Annotated in this window: 13 protein-coding genes; 3 read left to right on the top strand and 10 right to left on the bottom strand. The window is 49.3% G+C overall.

Features of this window, described 5'->3' with window-relative positions; translation table 11 throughout:
* Nucleotides 1–2: 2 nt before the first annotated feature.
* The 7 genes from ABIE50_RS21930 to ABIE50_RS21960 form a co-directional block, all read right to left on the bottom strand.
* A complete protein-coding gene (locus ABIE50_RS21930) occupies nucleotides 3–1,634 on the bottom strand; it encodes a hypothetical protein (protein ID WP_209859644.1) in 1,632 nt (543 codons plus the stop codon).
* A complete protein-coding gene (locus ABIE50_RS21935; RefSeq protein ID WP_209859642.1) occupies nucleotides 1,634–3,937 on the bottom strand; it encodes a heparinase II/III domain-containing protein in 2,304 nt (767 codons plus the stop codon). Before ABIE50_RS21935 ends, ABIE50_RS21930 begins: the two co-directional genes overlap by 1 nt.
* 120 nt (nucleotides 3,938–4,057) lie before the next feature.
* Nucleotides 4,058–5,956: a glycoside hydrolase family 97 protein gene (locus ABIE50_RS21940; protein ID WP_209859640.1), complete on the bottom strand. Its 1,899-nt coding sequence runs from the start codon at nucleotides 5,954–5,956 to the stop codon at nucleotides 4,058–4,060.
* Between the two features lie 3 nt (nucleotides 5,957–5,959).
* Nucleotides 5,960–8,248 carry an alginate lyase family protein gene (locus ABIE50_RS21945; protein ID WP_209859637.1) on the bottom strand — a complete coding sequence of 763 codons (2,289 nt, stop codon included), beginning with the start codon at nucleotides 8,246–8,248 and terminating at the stop codon, nucleotides 5,960–5,962.
* Nucleotides 8,249–8,266: 18 nt separating this feature from the next.
* Complete coding sequence (locus tag ABIE50_RS21950) at nucleotides 8,267–10,009, bottom strand: RagB/SusD family nutrient uptake outer membrane protein (RefSeq protein ID WP_209859636.1); 1,743 nt, start codon at nucleotides 10,007–10,009, stop codon at nucleotides 8,267–8,269.
* 22 nt (nucleotides 10,010–10,031) lie between these two features.
* Entirely contained in the window at nucleotides 10,032–13,301 is a 3,270-nt protein-coding gene (locus tag ABIE50_RS21955; RefSeq protein WP_209859635.1) for a SusC/RagA family TonB-linked outer membrane protein, read from the bottom strand.
* 199 nt (nucleotides 13,302–13,500) lie between these two features.
* On the bottom strand, nucleotides 13,501–14,544 hold the full coding sequence (locus ABIE50_RS21960) for a LacI family DNA-binding transcriptional regulator (protein WP_209859634.1): 1,044 nt from the start codon (nucleotides 14,542–14,544) through the stop codon (nucleotides 13,501–13,503).
* Between the two features lie 307 nt (nucleotides 14,545–14,851).
* On the opposite strand from ABIE50_RS21960, the gene ABIE50_RS21965 reads away from it, so the two are divergent.
* Nucleotides 14,852–15,955, top strand: a complete 1,104-nt coding sequence (locus ABIE50_RS21965) for a LacI family DNA-binding transcriptional regulator (protein ID WP_209859633.1) — start codon at nucleotides 14,852–14,854, stop codon at nucleotides 15,953–15,955.
* Here the strand turns inward: ABIE50_RS21965 and ABIE50_RS21970 are convergent.
* The 3 genes from ABIE50_RS21970 to ABIE50_RS21980 all read right to left on the bottom strand — a co-directional run bounded on the left by ABIE50_RS21970 (nucleotide 15,867) and on the right by ABIE50_RS21980 (nucleotide 18,563).
* Nucleotides 15,867–17,093 carry an MFS transporter gene (locus tag ABIE50_RS21970; RefSeq protein WP_209859632.1) on the bottom strand — a complete coding sequence of 409 codons (1,227 nt, stop codon included), beginning with the start codon at nucleotides 17,091–17,093 and terminating at the stop codon, nucleotides 15,867–15,869. The genes ABIE50_RS21965 and ABIE50_RS21970 overlap by 89 nt on opposite strands.
* A 127-nt stretch (nucleotides 17,094–17,220) precedes the next feature.
* On the bottom strand, nucleotides 17,221–18,108 hold the full coding sequence (locus tag ABIE50_RS21975; RefSeq protein ID WP_209859631.1) for a DMT family transporter: 888 nt from the start codon (nucleotides 18,106–18,108) through the stop codon (nucleotides 17,221–17,223).
* A complete protein-coding gene (locus ABIE50_RS21980) occupies nucleotides 18,105–18,563 on the bottom strand; it encodes a hypothetical protein (RefSeq protein ID WP_209859629.1) in 459 nt (152 codons plus the stop codon). Before ABIE50_RS21980 ends, ABIE50_RS21975 begins: the two co-directional genes overlap by 4 nt.
* 826 nt (nucleotides 18,564–19,389) lie before the next feature.
* Here ABIE50_RS21980 and ABIE50_RS21985 point away from each other — a divergent pair.
* Together ABIE50_RS21985 and ABIE50_RS21990 are read left to right on the top strand one after the other, a co-directional pair.
* The gene (locus tag ABIE50_RS21985; protein WP_209859627.1) at nucleotides 19,390–20,616 is read left to right on the top strand and encodes an acyltransferase family protein; all 1,227 of its coding nucleotides are present in this window, start codon (nucleotides 19,390–19,392) and stop codon (nucleotides 20,614–20,616) included.
* Nucleotides 20,617–20,737: 121 nt separating this feature from the next.
* Nucleotides 20,738–21,499, top strand: a complete 762-nt coding sequence (locus tag ABIE50_RS21990; RefSeq protein WP_142688388.1) for a polysaccharide biosynthesis/export family protein — start codon at nucleotides 20,738–20,740, stop codon at nucleotides 21,497–21,499.
* Nucleotides 21,500–21,504 lie beyond the last annotated feature (5 nt).

Below are 21,504 nucleotides of genomic sequence, written 5' to 3' on the forward strand. Positions count from 1 at the left end.
GATCATTTATTGCTGGTGATATAAAAACTACGGTAAACGGGTACCGCCGTGTTAATACTGTCTCTTATACCATATTGCCACGCCCCAATGGTTACCTTCACGGGCAACCTGCTGCGGGGCGGTAATGGCGTTATGTAAACGCAGTTATCCAGGATACGGGCCGGTCCTTCCATTACAAAAAACTGTACGGGTAAACCTGCATCAGACTCCGCTTTCAAAGCAATCCCTTTTTGATGATACCGGGTATCCGGCAATGCATCGAAGCGGATATGCTGCGCACGGCCACCGGTAAGTATAGCCGGCACTGTCATCTTCGCCTGTTGCACAGAGGGCTTAAACACGCTATCACCGGGATGTTCCGCCGCCAGCCATATGTCATAGCGGCCGGTGTCAGGAAGCATTCCCGGGCGGAACTGTAGCCTGAACCGGTGGGCGCCTGCTTCCACAGCCGGACCGGATATAACCCTTACGCCTGTATTTTCTGCTGCTGCATGCTGCAATGGCGCCCCTACGGGCAAGTCGGTCCACGCTGTAAGCCGCGGGCTTCCACCGGGCACTGTATCCATGAAAGCGGTTTGCACCGAAAAACTGATGCCATCACTCCCCGGTATAAATTGCAGATCCACCTGCTGATGCGTATTGCGCTGCGGCACCACTTTTCCTGATTGCACAAAGCCTGCCAGCTGAGGCTTTCCATTACGGAAACGCGCGCCATAAACAGTGGTAGCCCTGGCGGTAGCCTCATCAAAAAACCAGAAAGCTTCCGCGGGGTTGCCCGTATACTCCGCCACAGGAGCAGCCGGCCATCGCGGCGCTTCATTCTTTCTCCACCGGTCCGCCAGCCACCCGCTGCGGGTCGGATCCGTCTTTTGCAATTGCGGATAGCCCTGCCCGTTATAGCCGCCGGGCATGCGGTATTGTACTGCTTTGCCAATGAAAAAGGCAATGTAGGCAGCCTTTTCAGTGGTGGAGGCAAAATGCCCTTCAGCAGGACAAGCCAGCATGCTCAATGGCAAACGGGGATGCGCTTCTCTCTCCTTTAAGCCTTCATCGCTCCAGGTATCTGCCGCTTCATATTCTCCCATCGTTTCCAGACAAGGTACAAAATCAATGTTACGGTTACCCCATATATCCGGCGCAAAGGTGGCATCACGGAAATAAGGCCACTGCCCGCTTACCGAGATAGCCGCCAATGTGCGCTCCGGCTTCCATGCGGCAAAATAGTAAGGCCAGCTGGCAGCGGCGGAATGTCCAAGCGGCACCACCGGCGCAGTTACCAGCTCCCTGTAACCGGAAACCTCCGCAAGACGCAGCAGCATGGAATCAAATATTTCACCCGCACCTTCATTAAAACGGAAAAGATGATCAAACGGTGGTGATACCCATATCTCTGCAAAATCCAGTGCTGATAATTTCTCCCGGAAAACAGGATCTTCCAGGATAGCAATTTCCTCCATATTATGCTGCGCTACCACTACCCCTTTTACCTGCTTACACGCAGGAGGGACCCATAGCCAGGCGCGTGGATTATTTTTTCGTATACTCCTTACCGGTATACTCCACTGCCATTCCTGTGCGTGCAGCTGCACACATGAAAAAACAAAGAGCATCACCACAACCAGGCTTCTTTTCATTATTGTTCTTTCAGTAAAAAAGTAAACAGCGACGGCTGATAATTAATGACAGTTTTCTTTCCGTTCAGGGAAAACGCACCCGGCTCACGCGCACTAAATATCCCTATCCGTGCATAGGGTTGGCCGCTGAAATGCGCCGCAATATTATTCTTCCCATAACTTACTATACCGGATAATTTCGATAAAGATTCATACACTACCTGCTGTTCCTTTCTTACATAACTGCCATAGCCTACAAAAAGATCCTGCAGATCTTCCGGCTTACCGGTATCCTTATTTTCCGCCCATGTAAGGGCAAGCAGGTAAGCATCTGTATCCCATCCACCCATATTGTTGCAGCTGTTCAGGTGCATCTTCCTTCCATCCGCCAGCAGGTTCAAATACACATTTGTTACTTTCCCGGATTGCCGGATACGCAGGCCAAGATAATTTGCAGCCGTAATCCGTTCAATCTGCGGAATGTTATTATCATTTACAGAATCCTTCAGAATGATGGCGGTAACAAACTTTGTTTGCCTCACTTCTTCCGGGTATTGTATTGAGAAATAAGTTTCTGTTTTGGTAAGATCCTTTGCCTGCGGGGCGGTTCTTGCCACCAGCTTCATCTTCTCGGGGAAATCATGATTATAGCCTGTTTGTATCAGTGTTTCCGGGAAGAGTGGCCTTACCAGCACGGCGGCATTATTGTTCTGTATACTGATGTCCATGCCTGTTTTACGGGCATCGCCACCGGGATGCAGCAGCCATTCAAACTTCCCGGTATTATATGTTTTCACATCGTCAATAACCAGGATCACTTTATCCAGCCATAGGTAGTGCCTGAAATTGCGGGTGAAATTTTTTGAAGTAGGACCTGTGGCGTCAGACAAAATATACTTGATATGACCTCCGTCCAGCAGGTTGCTGAGATGGCCTTTCTCCGGTGAGCCATAATACTGCTGCTCTGCAGGCTGTGCCTGTCCATTGAAAAGGATCACGTTATGCGCCTGGCTCTGGAAAAAATAATCCGCATATTCATCAGATCCATACCCGCTGTTACCCGGATCTTTGATGATGGCTTCCCCTTTATGAAACAGAATAAATGAGTTGGCATCTGCATGGGAATGATTCCAGGTGTATCCTGATTTAACGCCCAGCATGGTGGCATCCTTTTTCCAGGAATTGCGCAGGCTGGCCCAGCCAATGGTACTGAAAATTTCCGATGTGGAAAGATCGGGCACAGCAGGCGCTTTGCGCATATCCGGCTGATAGGTGATACCAATAGGCGTATTTACAAACAAGCCTTCCCGGTGCTGGAATTTTTCTATCTGTGATAAATACCAGAGGTTATTGGTATGATGATCTCCCATCGCGTATAACAATTTCACCGGGCGCTCACCTGCGGCGGTCATACCCCCATCGCCAAAGTTGAGCGAATACAGCATACCCGTGCGGGGATAGGCCACGTGCATAAAATAACCGGGTACCTTATCCAGCACGGGGATCACCGGCGCCTGTTTGCCCGGATAGGTATTTTCCCAGGCGAGCCGGAAAAACAAATATTCAGATACACCAAAAGCCGCATAGTTCACGCTCTCATACATAGCGCCTTTTTCATCCCAGCTCCGGGGCTTGAAATGCAGCTCATCGCCGTTAAAGGAAAACCATTCTATCATGGCCTGGTTCACCGTTTCCACCCAGCCGGCGGCGCGGGGCTCATCTTCGAGAATGGCCAATGCCGCTACACCGGCCATTCCAACGCAGGCCGACCACCAGTTGTGGCCCATAGAGTTCAGCGAATGAATTCTTTTTTCAGGGAAGATCCAGTCGTTCAGCGCAGGCAATATACCCATGCGCACCAGGCCGCCGGTGATGATGTTGCGTTCTTCTTTTGTAAGTACATTCCGTATGGCGTCGTAGCCGATGGCGGTTACCCAGCAGTTATCGGCCGTGCCCAGATCCGAGGTCCATGGCGGGTCCCGTTGCATCATGGACGGATCGGTCCACGATGGCCTGGAACATAGCTGCAGCAAATACTCCTTTATCTTTCCGGCATATTCTTTTTTACCGGTTACCAGGTAAACCAGCGCCAGATAATCAATTTTTCCCTTTGCATTCCCTCCCTGTACTACCCCATCTGCCTGCTGTAATATTTCGTTCCAGTTGGCAGCAATAAAGGTATCCGCCTGGATCCGCTGTTTCAGTAAGGCCACCTTCTCCGCTGTAAAAAACAAGTGCGGACCTTGTTTGCCCGTTTGTGCCGAAGCAATGCAGCAGGCAGCAACCATGCCTATGATCAGTAAACCCGCTCTTACTCTGTTCATGCGTTATGTTGTTACTTAAATGTAATTCCTTCTGTAAAGTTCCGGTGTGTACGTACCGTTATACGGCAACGCACAAAGCAAACTGATGATAATGACAATAATACGGCTCATACAGCTCATTTACTCCGGGCGTATCCATACCGCCTGCCCACCGGAAGCCTGCAGGCGTATATCCATTACCGTAGCATCTGTCACCTTTACCGTTCTGATCCCCACTTTTGTTTTGGCAGCTGCTTTAGGATCGTCTGTATAGATAGTGGCCAGGTACTTTTTTCCCGGGCTCAAAAAAGATAAGGGCAACCGCTGCGTACGTGCGTTGTTGTTAGTAATTGCTCCAATAAACCATTCGGCGCCCTTTCTCCTGGCAGTGGTAATAAACTGCCCGGGCGCACCTTCCAGTATCTTTGTTTCATCCCAGCTGGCAGGCACTTTTTCAAAGAACTCAATCTCCGGCTCATTTTCATACAGCGCCGGTTTATCGTACCAGAACAGCGTTTGCAGCGGGCTGTACATCACTACGCTCAATGCCAGCTGGTGCGCATGCGTTGTCTTTAATCTTTTATCATAATAGCAGATGGTATAATCGCCGGGACCGGCTATCATGCGGGTAAAGGGCAGTACGGTGTTGTGGGTGGCGTCGGGAAACTCTTCGTTGCCCCGGATGCCTTCCGCAGTGAGGAAGTTGGGCCAGGTGCGTTGCTCCCCGGTTGGCCGGTATTCATCGTGAATATTCACCATGATGTTATTCTCCGCCGCCTTTTGCAGCTGCTCCTGGATCCAGGTGGTCCACCGGTGGGACCCTACCTGTACAAAACCGAATTTAACGCCCACTACTCCCCAATCGTGATATACGCGGTACAGCGAATCCGACTGTGCCAGCAGTCCCTGTTGATTTACATACAACCATACGCCTACGTTCTTCTCTTTACCGTATGCAATAATACGCGGCATATCCAGGGGCGCCACTACCCTGGTAACATCTGAAGTAAAAGTAAATGCGGGGCCATACCATTTCCAGTCGAACAGGATATACTGCAAATGATGGGCTGCTGCAAAATCGATGTACGATATGGCATCGGCGGTGGTTTGAGTCATTACCCGGATAATCTTCCCCGGCTTGATCCAACTGGTTTCTTTTACACGCGACGGCTGGTTGAGATTTAAAACAAGGAAATCATTTTCGATAAGATCCCCTGCCCTGTCTCCCGCCATGATCACACGCCATGGCGTGCCCACCGGCGATACCAGGTCTGCAGGATCATGCATGGCGGTTACAATGGTATTGGGCCTGTGCTCATCCAAAGTAAATTTAGTCCTGGAATAATCTGTCATCTGCGCTTCCGCGAGGCATACAAACTTTCCACCGGGTAACTGCAGGGTTAACGGGCGCTCACTGTTATCCGGCCATTGGCTCAATGGCAGCAGGCGATACGGCGCCTGCGCCCAGCTGGCATGCCATGCCTGCGTTCCTTCCGGCAAAGTAAAATTTGTATGCTCTGCGGTAACCCGGTAATAAGTTCCTTTTTCATTTTCCGGAAAGAAGTAACGCAGGGCAATCCCTTCATTATAAGCCCTCAGCTCCACATCCATATTATAGATGGGGTTATCATCCTTTACCAGGTGAACAACCGCTTCGTTGAAATGATCCCTGATGAGCGTCCTTTCTCCATACACCGGCGCCCAGGTGGTATCCTGTGTTCTTTTACTGATGGCTTTCACTGCCAGGTTCTCACACCAGCTGGCATGACGGTCTACCTTCAGTGCCATGGCATTTTCACTGAGATGGTTATCCAGCTGTATGCCCAGCAACGATTCCAGAATAACCGGCGTATGCTTATAGCTCACGGTATAGTACATCTGCCGCTTTTGTTCCGCGTTTTGCCGCTGGTAAAACTGTACTTCGTAGTTTTTATCGGGCGACTGTAACACTACCCGGCTTTGTTCTATAATGTTCTCCTGCGCTGCGGCAGCTATCACGGAAAACAGGCACAGACCCAGGCTGACGATTTTTCTATACATCTTTTATAAAGGATTTATTACAATTCTGGTGGCCGGCTGTTTATTCAGCTGTACCATATATACACCGGCAGGCAACTGCTTATCCAGCTGCACGGTTACTACGCCGGATGCATTCTTTTTTATCAGCTGGTTGTGCACCGTTTTACCGTTTATATCGTATACGGATATACGCAGATCACGTTGCAGCAACGGCTTGTTTACTCGTACATAAAATTCATGACCGTTTGCAGGGTTGGGATACAGCAGCGATGCATCTGCCTCCGTTCCCGCTGCGGCGGATACCGACAGGTAATCGAATGTAGCCGTGTTCATCGTGGTGAGGCTACCGGAACTTACGGCCATACCTATGTAATAACTGTTGTTCATACTGGCAGTGGCGGTTCCCACTACCAGCCAGTGAATACCATCGGTAGATTCATAGGCGGTGAACGTGTTGCCATTACGGCTAAGCCGGAACCAGGCGGGCAGCCAGGTATAATCGTTGCCGCCGGTCCATGTCATGTTGCCGGAAGTAGCGGTACGCGCACCAAATGCAGCCTGCCGCCAACCGGCATCCCCAAGTTTCATGAATAATGTTTTTGCACCCGGATCCAGCGATTCGCGGATCATAATACCCGCTTTACGCAACGATCCTCCCAGGGCGGAAAGTCTTGCTGTAATGATGGCATTGCCGCTCACATTTTTATAGGTAAACGCGCCTGCATCCGCAGTGCCGCTGATATCCGTTCCTGCACCGGTAAGCATAAAGGTATTACCTGCTACGGTGGCAAAACTGCTGGTGCCTGCGGTAATACCACTGCCTATGTCCTGCCGGCTCCAGCCTGCAGGCAGGGTGGCGGAAGCCGCCTGTGGCGCGGCATTCACCGGGGCTGTTTCACTGCTGGTACCCGACTGGTTAATGGCCGACACCACGTAATAGTAAGTGTTGCCATTGGTTACACTTCCATCACGGTAGGCAGGAGTGGTATTATCTGTCCAGGAAGCGATAGTCGTATAGGGGCCGCCGTTAGTATCCGCTCTTTTCACCACGTAACCCTGTGCTGCATTGCCCGGAGGGGCGGTCCAGTTCAGCCATACCTGCGATACGCCGGCGGTAGCTGTGAGCCCTGTGGGCGGCGGTGGTGCGGGCAACGGCGGGTAAGCCGATGCTGCGGCATCCAGTGTAAAGGCCAGGGTGCCATATCCGAAATGATCGGCGCTGCCATGCTCCGGCCGCATCAACTGCGCCATGGCCTTTGTGTTGGGCGCGCTCAATCCTTTTCTCACTACGTAGTGATTATAGATCATTTCCCATATAGGCCGGTCGTCCAGCCTCCCCCGCCCGTTGATGGACACCCATCGCTGGTTGGCATTCTTACAGTTATTGTAAGCCGTATAGGGCACTTCATGCCAGAGATTTGTTTTGGCGACGTATTCGGCGCCTGCCAGCAGGCGGTTATTATCGTAGCTGTAAAGATCCAATCCCTGGTTCCAGGCCACTTCGCAAACGCTGGCCAGCAGGCCTACGCCCAGTTGCGCATGCTCCTGGTCCCGCCCACTCTCCTGCCACTGCCCCAGGCCGCCGGGATGCAGCGTGTATACAGCATTGGCAATACTGCCTGCACCGGCGCCGGTTTTATAATAGGTAACGGCCTCATTATACTTCGCGGTATCATCGCATAATACGCCAATGGCAAGGATAGCGCCTATATTACAGGCATCCCAGTTGGCCCAGTAGTTAGTGATACAAGCGCCGTTATGATTGGTAAGGAAGTTATGACATACGGGATACCAGTAAGTGATCATCATATCTTTAAACCGGTTAAAATCTGCAGGGGCCCAGCGTGGACAGATGCGCAGCAGCTCCCCGGCCAATGCAAACTCAAATATGGGAATACCGCTTAAACCCGGGATATCCGTTCCCGTGGGTACCTGGTTCACCGTAGCCGACCAGCCGTTACAGATCCTGATGGCACAATCGGCATAACTGGTGTCCCCGGAAATATACCAGCGTAGTGCATTCAGGTAAGCCGCATGCGCATCTGCGGAAGCGCGTTGCCGGCTAACGCCCATATTGGCGCGGGGCAAAGCCGTATAGGTGTTCTGCGCCTGCGGATCTGCTATTAACCGGTTCCAGTCATCTATCCACGGATGAGCGCCAGCCGCTACCCTGGTTTTCATCCGGTCAAGGTCTGCCTGTGTATGCAACCCGCCGGGATGCACAAACGGCTGTGCGCTCACCCGGATACAAATGCCGGTTAACAGCAACAGGAAAGAAAAGATACACTTATAAAGAACAGGACTTGTTTTCATAACTATGGAATTAAATGGTTATTCCCATCCCGGGTTTTGTTTAAGTTGAGGGTTTAGCTGGATCTGGTTACTCGGTATAGGGATCAAATAGTTCTTCTCTGTAAATTTCCTTTCGCTCACCGGGTCGGCAAGTACATCTCCATCGGCGGTAAGAGCCGGCGCTTTGGGGTATTTGGCGGCAAACTCAGTACCTGTCCAACGTACGCCCAGTAATGGCTTTGTAAGCTCAATATGCGCAATATGCCAGCGTTTCAGGTCATCCATACGCTGACCTTCGCCCTGTAATTCCACCGCCCTTTCGCGGCGTATTTCCTCTTTCATATCCAAACCGTGCAGCGCTGCAAAACTGTTGCTCAGCTTAGGCATATTAATGCTGCCATTTACACGGAGCCTTACCAGGTTCAACGACCGGTCCAGGTCCGCATCGGAGATCATACCATTGCGCTCATATAAAGCTTCTGCATAGTTGAGATATACTTCTGCCAGCCGTATTACCGGGTAATCGTAGCCTTCCTGGCTGTTTGGCACTTTCCTTTCTGCAGCCCATTGCTGGTTATTGTATGCGGTAATATCGTTGGCCCAGGGATCAAACCGCGGGCGCGCGTTGGCTACATCCGCGGGGCTCCAGTCCCAGTTAATATGCCAGTTGGTGGCGTTCTGCCAGTAAAGGTAACCAGGCACCATCATAAAGTAACGCATGCGGTTATCGCGGTGCTGGTATTCGGAGTTCATTTTAGCGCGACTGAAATCCGTTGTCGTTTTGCTGATCGGCAGGCCATCGCTGCACAGGTACATATCAGCCATTTTACGGCTCATATCTGCCCCCAGGGCCCCAAAGGAAATCTGGTTGGGTATTGTTTTCAGCAGGTTATTGGATTCATAGCGCACTGCCAGGATGTATTCGTTGTTCAGCGCTTTGGTAACACCCGCAGGATTGGACTTCTGGTTCTCCAGGATAAAAAGGTATTTCAACGCAGAGTCGCCCAGCACGGCGGGCTTGAACAGGGAGAACTGTGCGCTGGAGATCACCGCATCGGAATTGGCGACCGACTTGTTCAGCAGCGCGTTATATCTTCCCGCATCCCCGTTCCTGTATTTCTGCCAGGTGCCTTCGTACAAACAAACCCTTCCCAGGAAAGCCTGTGCAGCTTGTTTGCTGATGCGGCCCTTATCAGCATCGCCGATGCTTCCTTCCAGCGGCAGATCCGGGATAGCGGCTTCCAGGTCAGAAATGATAAAATCTATCGTTTCCTCGCGTGTATTACGGGCGGCGGTTAATTCAGGCGAAGTGGTGGTTAAAACATCTTTTACTATGATCACCCCGCCATAGGAAGTGAACAGTTTATCAAAATATACATAGGCCCGGAAAAATTTTGCTTCCGCCACATATTGTTTTAACTCAGCCGGGTTCGGGTACCCGTTTGCTTTTGCCAACAGGTAGTTGATATTACGGATCCATTTATAGGCGTCGTTATAATTATTATCATTCGAAACAATGGTATTTGTTCCGCGGGCAATGGCGCCACGATCGGCGCTCAGGTCGGAGCCTGCATGCCCATCTCCGTTACCATTACTGAAAGAGCGCAGGTAGTTATAAAAAGTATTTGCAGCCAGTTTAAAATCGTTGGGCTTGCGGTAAAAATTGGTGTCCAGCACGGCATCCTTCGGTTCCAGGTCCAGTGCGCTTTTACAACCATAGGGCGTAGTAGAGAACAGGTAGCCTGCCAGTATCAGCGGAATATATTTAGAGATCTTTTTCATTTGCATACTTTTTTTTGTGGAACTAGAAAGTAACGTTTACACCAAAAGTGATCAGGCGGAAGAAAGGATAGCGCTGTGCGCCACCGGCTACGTCGGAGGTTTGCTCAGGATCCCATTTGTCTTCCACCCTGGTGAACTCCCATATATCATTGGCAGATACGTATACCCGTAACCGTTGCATCTTTATCCGTTTGGATAATTCAGGTGAAAGCGTATAGCCGAGCACGATATTCTTCAGGCGGATATAGGCACCGTTTTGCATAGACCAGTCGGAGATCTGGTAGTTGTAAGCAGCGTAGTTACCAAATCCTTTGTTGGTGGCAGTGGTGAGAATGGGTAATTCCGCATTGGGATTATCCGGCGTCCAGGTTTTACCTACCCACCAGTCTGCATGGCCCTGCCAGATGGTACCAAACGGGGTGCTCCAGTCGGAGCGGCGATAGATCTGCTGTTTGGCAACGCCCTGGAATACGGCACTGAAATCGAAGCCATTCCATTCACCGCCAAAGTTGATAGCATATACATAACGGGGATCGCTTCTGCCCAGGTATACCACATCTCCATCAGGAATGGGGTTGCCGCTGGCGTCTTTCTTTCCGAGTAAGTACTGGTTTGCGCCGGCATTGGTGAGTCTTCCGTCTCCATTAATATCCTTATAACGGTTAATTCCCTTGATCATCTGGGTAGCGCCCGGCATATTGGGAATACTGCTTCCCGGTACCAGGGCGGCATAATCTGCAGCCTCTTTATCGGTTTGGATACGGCCATCATATTTAAACCCGAAGTAAGAGTTCAGTGCATATCCTTCCAGGTTTTGCTTACCTGCGCTGACAATATTGGCGCCGCCATAGTTCACCAGCTTATTGCTGTTATCCGTGAGCGTTCCGTTGATATAATAAGACACTTTTCCTATCTGGTCCCTCCAGCCAACAGACATTTCCCAGCCCCATACCTTCAGCGAGCCAATGTTGGCAGATGGTGCTACAGTGCCCAGTACAGCAGGATATACCTGCGGAAGGAGCATATTGTTATTCTGTTTCCAGAAATAATCGAAGGTACCATACAGGTGATTGTTAAGCACCGTAACGTCAACGCCTATATTCTGGTTATGTATTTTCTCCCAGGTCCTGTCCAGGCCTACCAGTGTATCCCTGGGGCCCGCTACCACAGCGCGTGAGCTGTAGTTGCCCAGTATGCCGCCCTGGCCAAAATTAATGCGTGCGAGGTAGTCGTACAAACCTATGCCGGATTGATTGCCCACCGTACCCACTGATCCACGCAGTTTTAACTCGTTCACAAACTTTATATTGCGCATAAAATTTTCCTGGGAGATGCGCCAGCCGGCGGAAATACCGGAATAGAATTTCCAGCGGTGATCTGCATCAAACCTGGAGCTGCCATCGTAACGGCCGTTGGCTTCAAACAGATACTTATCCTTATACGCATAATTAAAGCGGCCGAAGGCAGACCCTATGGCCCATTCGGAAATGTTTTCCGTATTGGAGCGGGTGGTGTTGTCGCCAAGACCAAGATTCAGCGCCGGCACATCATTGCTGGCCAGGTAAGTGGTGGTGGTGGAAAAAAAGTTGTTCTGATCCCGCTCATAGTTAATACCTGCTACCACGGAAAAGTTATGTGCTTCCTTTAATCTCTTTTTATATTCGAGATAAGCGTTGGTATTAAAATAAACGTCTCTCAGTTCTCCCCTGGTGTAGGAAGATTGATCCTGTGAAGGATTATCGAGGTATTGATAGCTTTCTGAATAGTTATAGATACCGGAGATAGATTTATACTGGTTCTTTGTGGCGATGGATGTCCAGTTATATCCAACCGATCCTATCAGCTTTAGATCCGGGGTAAGGGTAAAGTCGAGCCGGGTATTGGCAAACACGCGGCTGTTGTATGTTTTCGACTCCCCTCCCAGTTCCAGCAGCCAGTTACGGGCGGGTTGCGTGCCCCAGGCATATGGTTTACCATGAATGGTAGCCACCGGGAAACCGGGCTGTGAGCCGTAGTTGATCTCTCCCTGACGGGTAGGCACTACCACATCATTCTTCTCCATGGAAACATTGGTATGCATTTTAAACCAGGGCGAAAAGGTATAGTCGTGCGTAAAGCGCACATTGTAACGTTTATTGGAGTTCTGTCCCCATTTGAGCATACTGCCATCGTCCATATACCCGAGCGATAAGCGGTAGCCCATTTTGTCTGTAGCGGCGGACAAGCTGAGATCATGCTGGGTAGACAAGGCCCTTCCGTTGCCCCAGAGGATATCTATAGGATTGGTATCAAAAAACGTATAGTCTTTAACGTCAGTAAAGCCAATGGTTTCACCGCCAGCCAGGTATTCGGGCGTATTTTTATCGATGAACAAACTATCCGGGCGGTTGATCCATGCCCTTGCATATTTGGTCCAGATCCAGTTTTCATCCGGTACTCCGCCGGTAGAGGCATTGGAGATGGCCTGGAGCAGGTATTGCCCGTATTGATCGCTGTTGAGGAAGGTAGGTTTCAGGCCCATTCTTTTTTGCGATACAGAGCCATTGTACTGGATAGAAGGCAGCCCGGCTTTAGCCCTTTTAGTAGTGATCAGTACTACGCCGCCTGCAGCGCGTGCGCCGTAGATGGCCGCTGCCGCATCTTTCAGGAACGACATATTATCTATATCCGAAGGGTTGATAGAATTGAGCACGCCTATGCCCTGCATGGGAATACCATCCACTACCACCAGTGGTTCCGTACCGTTGGTAGAAGTGGCGCCTCTCATCTGGAAGTTCCAGCCTTCCTGTCCGGGAGCGGCGGCCCTGCGTGTAACGATAACGCCCGGTACCTGCCCCTGCAGGGATGCCAGCGGGTTGGATACCACGCCGCGGTCCTGGAATACTTTTGAATCCACAGTAGCAATGGCGCCTGTTAAGGTGGCTTTTTTCTGCTGTCCGTAGCCTACCACCACTACTTCATTCATATTGCCGTTATCTATAGCCAGTTGAATGGCAATATTGCTCCGGTTGCCCACGGGCAGTTCTATTGTTTTAAATCCTATGCTGCTGATCACCAGCACGTCTGTAGCTGCTGCTTTAACGCTGAAGCGACCGTTCACATCGGTGGCGGCGCCGGTATTGGCTCCTTTTACGCGGATGGTGGCGCCTATCACGGGTTCATTCTTTACAGCATCAGATACGGTGCCTGTTACCGTTTTATGATCCTGTGAAAAAACAAGGGAAGGAATACCCGACAGTAAAATGCAGGGCAGTATACAAAGGAAAACGACATGGTTGTAAAATCGTTTCATAACGGGATATTTTTATTTTTAAATAAATCAATTGATGCGGTAATATGGGCTGTTACCCCTTTCCCTTCTTATACGGGAGCCTTGGTGGATGTAGTGTTGGTTGCATGTTTTAGTTTTTTATCAGTAACGTGAATATTATACCTGGATAACGTGTGATTAATCGATTAAGTAACGGTTTTAAGCAAACGTTTGCATTTACCTATACAGAGAAATACTTTTTGCTGCCTGTTTGTAAAGAAGATTCCCGGATAATAAGCCTGGTGGGCAATACCACTGTTGCTGCACGGGAGGTACCGGCTATATCCGCCATGCCGGCCATGAGCATTTTCATCACCTGTTCGGATATTTCCCGCACCGGTTGTGCAACAGCGGTAACGGCAGGAGAAAACAGGGAGAAATGGGTGTTATCATCAAAACCTACAATGCCCATATCAGCGGGTATTTTTTTGTGCAGGCTGTTGATGGCATCCAGTCCGCTGATGGCAAGATAGTTAGTGGCAAATAATACACCGTTCATGTCTTTATTTTGTTTGATGAACAATTTGATCTTCCCGGCGATCTTTTCCGGGGGAAGACGATAAGGGATCTTCAGCACCCTTGGTTTAAACCCCTCTTCCCCCATTGCAGCGGCGTACCCTGAGAGGCGGTCGCTCATCTGCACCTGGGTGGAATCCAGCGTTACCAGACCTATGTGCCGGAAGCCCTGATCCAGCAGGTGCCGGCTGGCCTGGTAGGCCCCGTTAAAATTATCGACCACCACGTTTACCGTTGGCAGCCCCGGGAAATACCTGTCGAAAAGGATCACCGGCAGCTGGTCGTTGATCAGCGCCTGCACATCTTCTTCAATACCCGGCGACGGCGCGATAATATAGCCGTCTACCTGTGCGTCCCTGAATACCTTTATCAATGCCTGCGTAATACGCGTATCGTTTTCCGTACTGGAATAAAAGATCTTATAGTCAAGCTTGCTGGCTATTTTCTCCACCTCCCTGGCAATACTTGAAAAGAAGGGATCCGCAATATCTTCCACCAGCATACCGATGGTTTTGCTTTTGCCGGTACGCAAACTTTTGGCCACCATATTGGGCCGGTAACCGGCCTGCCGGGCAAAAGCCAGGATCCTTTTTTCCTGTTCTGCACTGATACGTTTCTCCTGCGCCTTTCCGTTCAGCACATAGGAAACGGTAGCGGAGGATACATTTAATTGCCGGGCAATGTCATGAATAGATATCTTCTTATACACCTGGTTGAGCTTAATCGATTATGCCTTGGTTCTAAAAAAAAAGGAAATCAGGCATTCCTCTTCCCCGGCAGACTGTAAAAAGTTAGTCCGCAATAACTGATTTTCTAATTTAACTGTCAAATTAACACTTATATTTGAACCGGTATAGCCAACAGGTGAATTTATTAGGGCAAACGTTTGCATAAAAGCGGTAAAATGGAAGCGGATAGAGCAGCTCTCCCTTGCGGATGCGCCGGGGACAGGGATTAGACAGGAACAACCTAAAAGGCCAATGGCCTCTCTTTAAAATATTTTTAACTGCCTCGTTATGATAAAGCAACCAATCACTATTAAAGACATCGCCAGGTCGCTGGGCCTTTCCTTTTCCACGGTTTCAAGGGCGCTGAAAGGAAGCTACAAGATCAGCGATGCCACCCAGCAACTGGTAAAGGAATATGCAGCCAAACATAACTACCGTCCCAATCTCATGGCGCAAAGCCTCAAGAATAAAAAAAGCCGCTGCCTTGGCATCGCCCTCAGCAGTATTCCCAATAATTTTTATGCGGAAGTGATCAGCGGCATAGAATCGGCCGCTTATAATAAGGACTACCTGGTGATGATCACCCAGAATGATGAATCTTATGAAAGGGAAGTAAAAAACCTGGAAAACCTTTCCTGTCGGGCGGTAGATGGGCTGCTCCTCTCCCTTTCAGGCGGTACCGCCGATATCGGGCATATTCAACGCCTTCATGAACATGGCCTTCCCATTGTTTTATTCGACCGCGTTACAGACGCCATCAACACCCACCGCGTAATTGCAGACAATAAAGGCGGCGCCTTCAACGCCACCACCCACCTGCTGGAACGCGGCTTCCGGCGCATTGCCCACCTCACCGGCGCCCCCGGCCTCTCTATTACAAGGGAACGCCTGCAGGGATACCTGGACGCCCTCCAGGCGCATCAGCTGCCCATACATGAACATTATATAAAGTACTGCAATGCCTGTGGCAACGATATACCGGAAACCGAAAAGGCCATCCGGGAGCTCCTGGCGCTGGATACACCACCGGATGCCATACTGGTGGGCTCCGACCGGCTCACCATGCGCTGTTTCTCCGTGTTGCACGAACAAGGCATACACATCCCCGGGCAAATGGCCCTGGCAGGATTCAGCAACTTCAGCTCCCCTGAGCTGCTGTCGCCCTCCCTCACCACCATCCGGCAATCGGCCTTTGAAATGGGAAAAATAGCTGCGGAACTGCTGATAGACCTGATAGAAAGAAAACGCCCGCTCAGCACCTTCGAAACAAGAATACTGCCTACGCATCTATGCATCCGTAACTCTACTGCAACGCCGCTTCCCGTTTCCGGTACAGCAGGAACACCCGGTACATCACCACTGCGCTCACCAGGATCAGGAATATATAGCTAAAAGACAGGTGCCTGCCGTCTTCCGCCGGCAACGCATATATCAGGCCGTAACTCAGCATGGATACGATCACATAACATAAACCACCCGTAAGCCCGCCGGCAATACCGGCATTTTTGGGGAATATCTGCAAACAGAAAGTGAAGTAATTATTATAGGTAAAGCCCGCGCCCACATGCACCAGGAACGCAAACACCAGTATGGTCCACAGCCCGCCGTACATGGAAAATGTGGCCAGCAACAGCAACGCCGCTGCCAGCTGCAGCCCCACATTAATGCTCATCTTCTTTACAAAAGGTTTATTGATCATCCCCTTGCCAAAAAATCCGCCTACCATCCAGGCAAAACCCAGGAACAGGGAACAGTAACCGGTAATAACAGGCGACAGGTTAAAGTAATGCTCAATAATAAAAGGACCGGACATATTGTATACCATCACCATGGAATAGGCCAATCCCAGCATCACAATACCCAGCGTAAAACTGCCGGTACGGATCATGGTATAGTAAATAGACAGGATCTTTACCGGATGAAACGGCGTGGTATGCCGGATGGTTTCACCACTGAAAATCAATTCCAGCAGCAGCAACACAGTGGCAAAACCACCCAGGAAATAAAAGTTCGATTCCCAACCAAAGGTCACTTCCAGGTAGCCACCGATAAAAGGTGCTACTATAGGCCCGGTAGACCAGATGATCGTAAAAAGACTGAGATAATGTTTTAGCTGCTCCCCTTCATACAGGTCTACAATAAAAGCCCGCTTGCTCACCACCATGGCCGCAATGGTAATACCATGCAATACCCTCATGGCATAAATAACATAAATATTATGCGTGTTGGCAATGGTAACGCAAGACGCGCAAAAGATAAACATGGCCACCAGTGAAATCCGGTAGCGCCCGAAACTATCCAGCAGCCCTCCTATAAAAAGCTGCGACAGGCCATAGCTGATAAGGAAAAGACTCAGCGTAAGCTGGGCCTGGCTGTTGGAAATACCCAGGGCGGTTGTCATGCCCGGTAAGGAGGGAATATAAATATCCGTGGCAAATCCCGACATGGGAATCATGGCAAAAGCCAGCAGGGTGGCTATTCCTATATTGCTGTCCTTTATTCTTTGCAGTTTAACAGTGCTGTTGGTCATATTACAGTTGCTGGTGATTCAATCACCGCAAAATTACAGCATCCATGTCATTAATCAACTTTACCGCGCCGGTCTGCATCATACCAACAACACATTAATCACCAGCTTTAATCACCGCAGAAACGATCTATTGCTTTACCCGTTTTGAACTCAGCCAGATGCCAGCCAATACCAGCAGGCCGCCGGCCATCTGCCAGGGCGTAAAAGTATCTTTCAGGAATATCACAGCAATCAGCGCACCGATCACAGGGTTCAGGTTCAGGAAATTCCCTACCTGGGCGGCAGGCAAACTTTCCAGCGCCCTGTTATAAAGAAAGTAAGCCAGCGCAGAAGCAAATACACCGAGGTAAACAATTCCTGCCCATGCTTTCCCGGATATTTCCGGCATACCATGTGCGTACAGTTCCACGCCGGCGGCCGGCATTAAAAAGGCCGATCCTATAAAAGTGCTCACCGCGGTGGCTAACAGGGTATCAGTATCTTTCAGGCTTCTCGACAACAAAGTATATGCGCTCCAGCAGCAAACCGCCAGCAGCATCAGCACGCTGCCCCGCAGGGTATGGCTTCCACCGGTATTTCCCACAAACCCTACCAGTACTACACCCGTTACACACAATACGATACCGGCAATACTTCTGCCCCCAATATGCTCCTTTAACAGCAATGCCGCCGGTATGGCTATGGCCACCGGTATTAACCCCTCTACCAACGCACCGGTGGATGCCGGGATATAAAGCATGGCGGAGTTGAAAAGACCATAGTATACGGTAATGCCCAATATGCCCATTACAGCCAGCCTTTTATAAGGCAACGGCTGCGGTACTTTTCTTCGCTGCCGCAAATAAAAAGGCAACAACAACCCGCAGGCCACTATATGACGCAGTGCAGCAAACAGGTAAGGCGATACTTCCGCTACCACCGTTTTGGTAACCGTAAAGGAACTGCCCCATATGAGCATGACAAACACAATACTGATAAAACCTTTTGCCCGTTCTGTTACAACTATTTTCTTCATAAGTCTTTTTTCTTCACATTCTGCATGATCCGCCAGGCCGCCCATAACCAGCCGGATGTTATAGCTGCTGTTAACAATAAAGCAGGCCATATCAGCATGATCTGGTAAAAAGTTACATTAAACCCATTGTTCACCAGGTAAGCAATGGCCCAGTAAATGATCATGATCAAGCTGGTAAGCAGACCATACTTCGTTCCGGCGGATAAATATTTCTCCGGTTGCGCAAAGATCCCGGTTCCGGCTTTTTCTCCCAAAAAATAAGTGATACCAAAAAGAAATATAAAAAAGATCAACACCTCTGGGTTCATCTGGGCATCTATAAAAAAGATCAGTCCATTTGCCCAATCGCCTCCCGATTCTGTAAAAAACAAAAAACTCTCCAGGATGATCATTGCCACCAACAGTGACATTATCGCTTTTTTCCTGCCGGTTTGTTTTGCTGTGTCGGATGTCATAAGGGTTGAGTATTGATTTAACCAGAGGTAATTTAGATAATTAGTCCGATATTTGACCGGCGATGATCTTTATCCGTGACCAGGCTTTTCAGCGGAAATGTAATGTGGAATATTGAATGATCTGCCCGGTCGTTTTATAAAGACAACACAGCCGTTCAGGGCATTCCTGTATAGCTACTCCCGGGCTACAGCATGGATACTCCCCGTTTCCCCCATAGATACCCCATATATAAGCCATACTTTCCACAATGATAAGCCGTATCTATAAAGATGCGGATGAAGTACGGTTAACCTTTTTTTTCACTACCGGTTTAATGCAGGTATGTCCGAAAGGATTTGGGGAATGGCTTTTCGTGCGAATGGTATTCACTTTGCCAGTTTGCTCTGTAATATAGCGCCTGCTTAGCATTATTGATTTTACACTAAAGAAAACAGCCTCCTGCTGTTCGATCTCCCCTTGTTCATTTTGTTCATTTTAAAACCGACCCGTTCATTACATCCATTTGTTTTGCAGGGATTATAACTGTCATTATTATAATTAAATTAGAATTATGCAATTGAGAACTGTTGTTGTTCATTGATAATATCTCTATTGAAAAGATCTAAAAATTAACAACAAGACCGGCTGCTGTAATCAGCAAAATCACTGGAAGAAAGACTATACAATTACTCAACAAGATCGGCAAAACCCTACAGAAAGACCCTGCAATTACCGGAACAAGACTGGCTGCTGTTACCAACAAATCACTACGGGAAAGACTATATAATTATTATTCAACAAGACCGGTTGCTGTGGATTGATAATATCGCCTTTGAAAACACCCTGATGAATTTAAACCAAAATCAAAATCCCCCACAGCACTTTTATGCGCTGGATGCTATAAGGGGTATCGCCGCTATTATAGTTGTCCTGTACCATTGGCAGTTCTTTTATTATGCCAATGATACCTGGGTACAGGGAGGCTTCGAGAAAACAGCGCTTCCGTTCTATATTTACCTGCAGGCCTTCTACAACGATGGCATGGTAGCGGTCGACTTATTCTTCCTCCTCTCGGGGTTTATCTTCTTCTGGCTGTATGCGGAACGCATCGCCACCAGGAATATTCACTTTGGCAAGTTTATGTTCTTCCGCATCAGCAGGCTCTATCCCATTCACCTGGTAACCCTGGTAACTGTGGCTATACTTCAATGGCTGATGCTCAGAAATGCCGGGCATTATTTCATTATACAGCTCAACGACGGCTACCACTTTGTACTGAACCTCCTGTTCATGCAAAACTGGGGATTTGAAAAAGGCCCTTCCTTTAACGGGCCCTCCTGGTCTGTTTCCGTGGAAGTGGCGTTATACCTGATGTTCTTTGTTATCTGCTACCTGAAGCTACAACATAAGAAATGGCTGCTGCTCCTCATGATCCCCGCAGGTATATTTATTCAGTATTTCTATAGCATCATCGGTAAAGGAATGTACTCTTTCTTCCTGGGCGCGCTGGTATACTATCTGTACGTATGGATGACGAAAGAGAACAGGACCCGGAAATACCTGCCGGCCCTGGCTGTGGTTACAGCAATATTATGGATCATGCTGTTTGCTGAATACCAGTTCTCCTTCTTCCAGGAAATATGGACAAAGCTATATATGCAGGTGCTTCCCGGTAAAAGCCTGGAATCCTCCGTATCTGCGTTTGGACTGGGCCGCAACTTCTTCTTCCGCACGGCGGTGTCACCCTGCACCATCCTTACCCTGGCGCTGTGGGAAACCTCCAGGGGGGTGCTGAACAAAAAATGGGCGTTGCTTGGTAACTGCAGCTATGCGATGTACTTAATTCATTTCCCGCTGCAGATCATTTTTGTACTTGTGGCAGACGCTTTTCATATGAACCGGCTGGTATTCCGGTCGCCATATACTTTATTGCTTTTTTTCCTGATTCTGCTGCCACTGAGCCTGATCACTTACTACTATTTCGAGCTGCCAGCACAGGAGAAGCTCAGGGCCAGATTCTTTAAAACAAACAGAGCCGGTGTAAACATAGCTGATGTTAAAGTAACAACATAATGAAGTCCGCAATGAGGAGACCCGTTAGATCCTTGTTTTAAAATGGTGATGAATGCCGGTGAAATACCTGCATACACACTTCCTGTGATACCGTACCGAACAGATAAATTAATCACTTAATATGGGATTGAAATTCAGCTTTCCATTGATCCTGGCGTTGATAATAATCACCGGGTGCAACAGCTCCCGGAAACTGACCTACTTTAACGACATTGCAACAGCCTCGGGAGTAGATTCACTACACCGCATGCAGCAATTGAAAATACAACCCGGCGACATCCTCCAGATCACGATCACAACGCTCGATAAAGAAGTGTCGCAGATCTTTAACCCTAACATTACCGTTTCCGGACCGGCTTCGAACAGCGGCATGGAACCGGGATACCTGGTAGACAGTGCCGGCTATATAGCCCTGCCGGTGATAGGAAAAATAAATGTAAAAGATAAAACCACTGCCGCCATCAACGACCTTGTATCGCAGGAACTGGAGAAAACAGTCCGTAACGCCTACGTATCTACGCGGCTGGTAAATTTCAGGGTATCCGTACTCGGTGATGTAGCCCGCCCCGGATCCTTCCGCATCGGCGCTGAAAGAGCCTCCATACTGGATGCACTGAGCATGGCCGGCGATCTCAATGTTACCGCCAAACGCGACGACATCATGATCATAAGGGAGATCAACGGCGTTAAAACATATGCCTCGGTGAACCTGAACGACAGCAAAACCCTTTCTTCACCCTATTATTATCTCAGCAATAATGATGTTGTATACGTAAAGCCCGGCCCCGACCGCAAATTCGCCACGTCCAAAACAATACAGCTGCTGCCGGCCATCATCGGCGTAATATCACTTATTACCACGATCGTCATTCTAAGTAAATGATCAGC

The organism is Chitinophaga sp. OAE865, from assembly GCF_040546735.1.
In the GTDB taxonomy this organism is placed as follows: Bacteria; Bacteroidota; Bacteroidia; order Chitinophagales; family Chitinophagaceae; genus Chitinophaga; species Chitinophaga polysaccharea_A.

Bases quoted from the DNA above. Each gene is read 5' to 3' on its own strand.
- ABIE50_RS21930 (WP_209859644.1), bottom strand. From the start codon at position 1,634: ATGAAAAGAAGCCTGGTTGTGGTGATGCTCTTTGTTTTTTCATGTGTG.
- ABIE50_RS21935 (WP_209859642.1), bottom strand. From the start codon at position 3,937: ATGAACAGAGTAAGAGCGGGTTTACTGATCATAGGCATGGTTGCTGCC.
- ABIE50_RS21940 (WP_209859640.1), bottom strand. From the start codon at position 5,956: ATGTATAGAAAAATCGTCAGCCTGGGTCTGTGCCTGTTTTCCGTGATA.
- ABIE50_RS21945 (WP_209859637.1), bottom strand. From the start codon at position 8,248: ATGAAAACAAGTCCTGTTCTTTATAAGTGTATCTTTTCTTTCCTGTTG.
- ABIE50_RS21950 (WP_209859636.1), bottom strand. From the start codon at position 10,009: ATGAAAAAGATCTCTAAATATATTCCGCTGATACTGGCAGGCTACCTG.
- ABIE50_RS21955 (WP_209859635.1), bottom strand. From the start codon at position 13,301: ATGAAACGATTTTACAACCATGTCGTTTTCCTTTGTATACTGCCCTGC.
- ABIE50_RS21965 (WP_209859633.1), top strand. From the start codon at position 14,852: ATGATAAAGCAACCAATCACTATTAAAGACATCGCCAGGTCGCTGGGC.
- ABIE50_RS21970 (WP_209859632.1), bottom strand. From the start codon at position 17,093: ATGACCAACAGCACTGTTAAACTGCAAAGAATAAAGGACAGCAATATA.
- ABIE50_RS21975 (WP_209859631.1), bottom strand. From the start codon at position 18,108: ATGAAGAAAATAGTTGTAACAGAACGGGCAAAAGGTTTTATCAGTATT.
- ABIE50_RS21980 (WP_209859629.1), bottom strand. From the start codon at position 18,563: ATGACATCCGACACAGCAAAACAAACCGGCAGGAAAAAAGCGATAATG.
- ABIE50_RS21985 (WP_209859627.1), top strand. From the start codon at position 19,390: ATGAATTTAAACCAAAATCAAAATCCCCCACAGCACTTTTATGCGCTG.
- ABIE50_RS21990 (WP_142688388.1), top strand. From the start codon at position 20,738: ATGGGATTGAAATTCAGCTTTCCATTGATCCTGGCGTTGATAATAATC.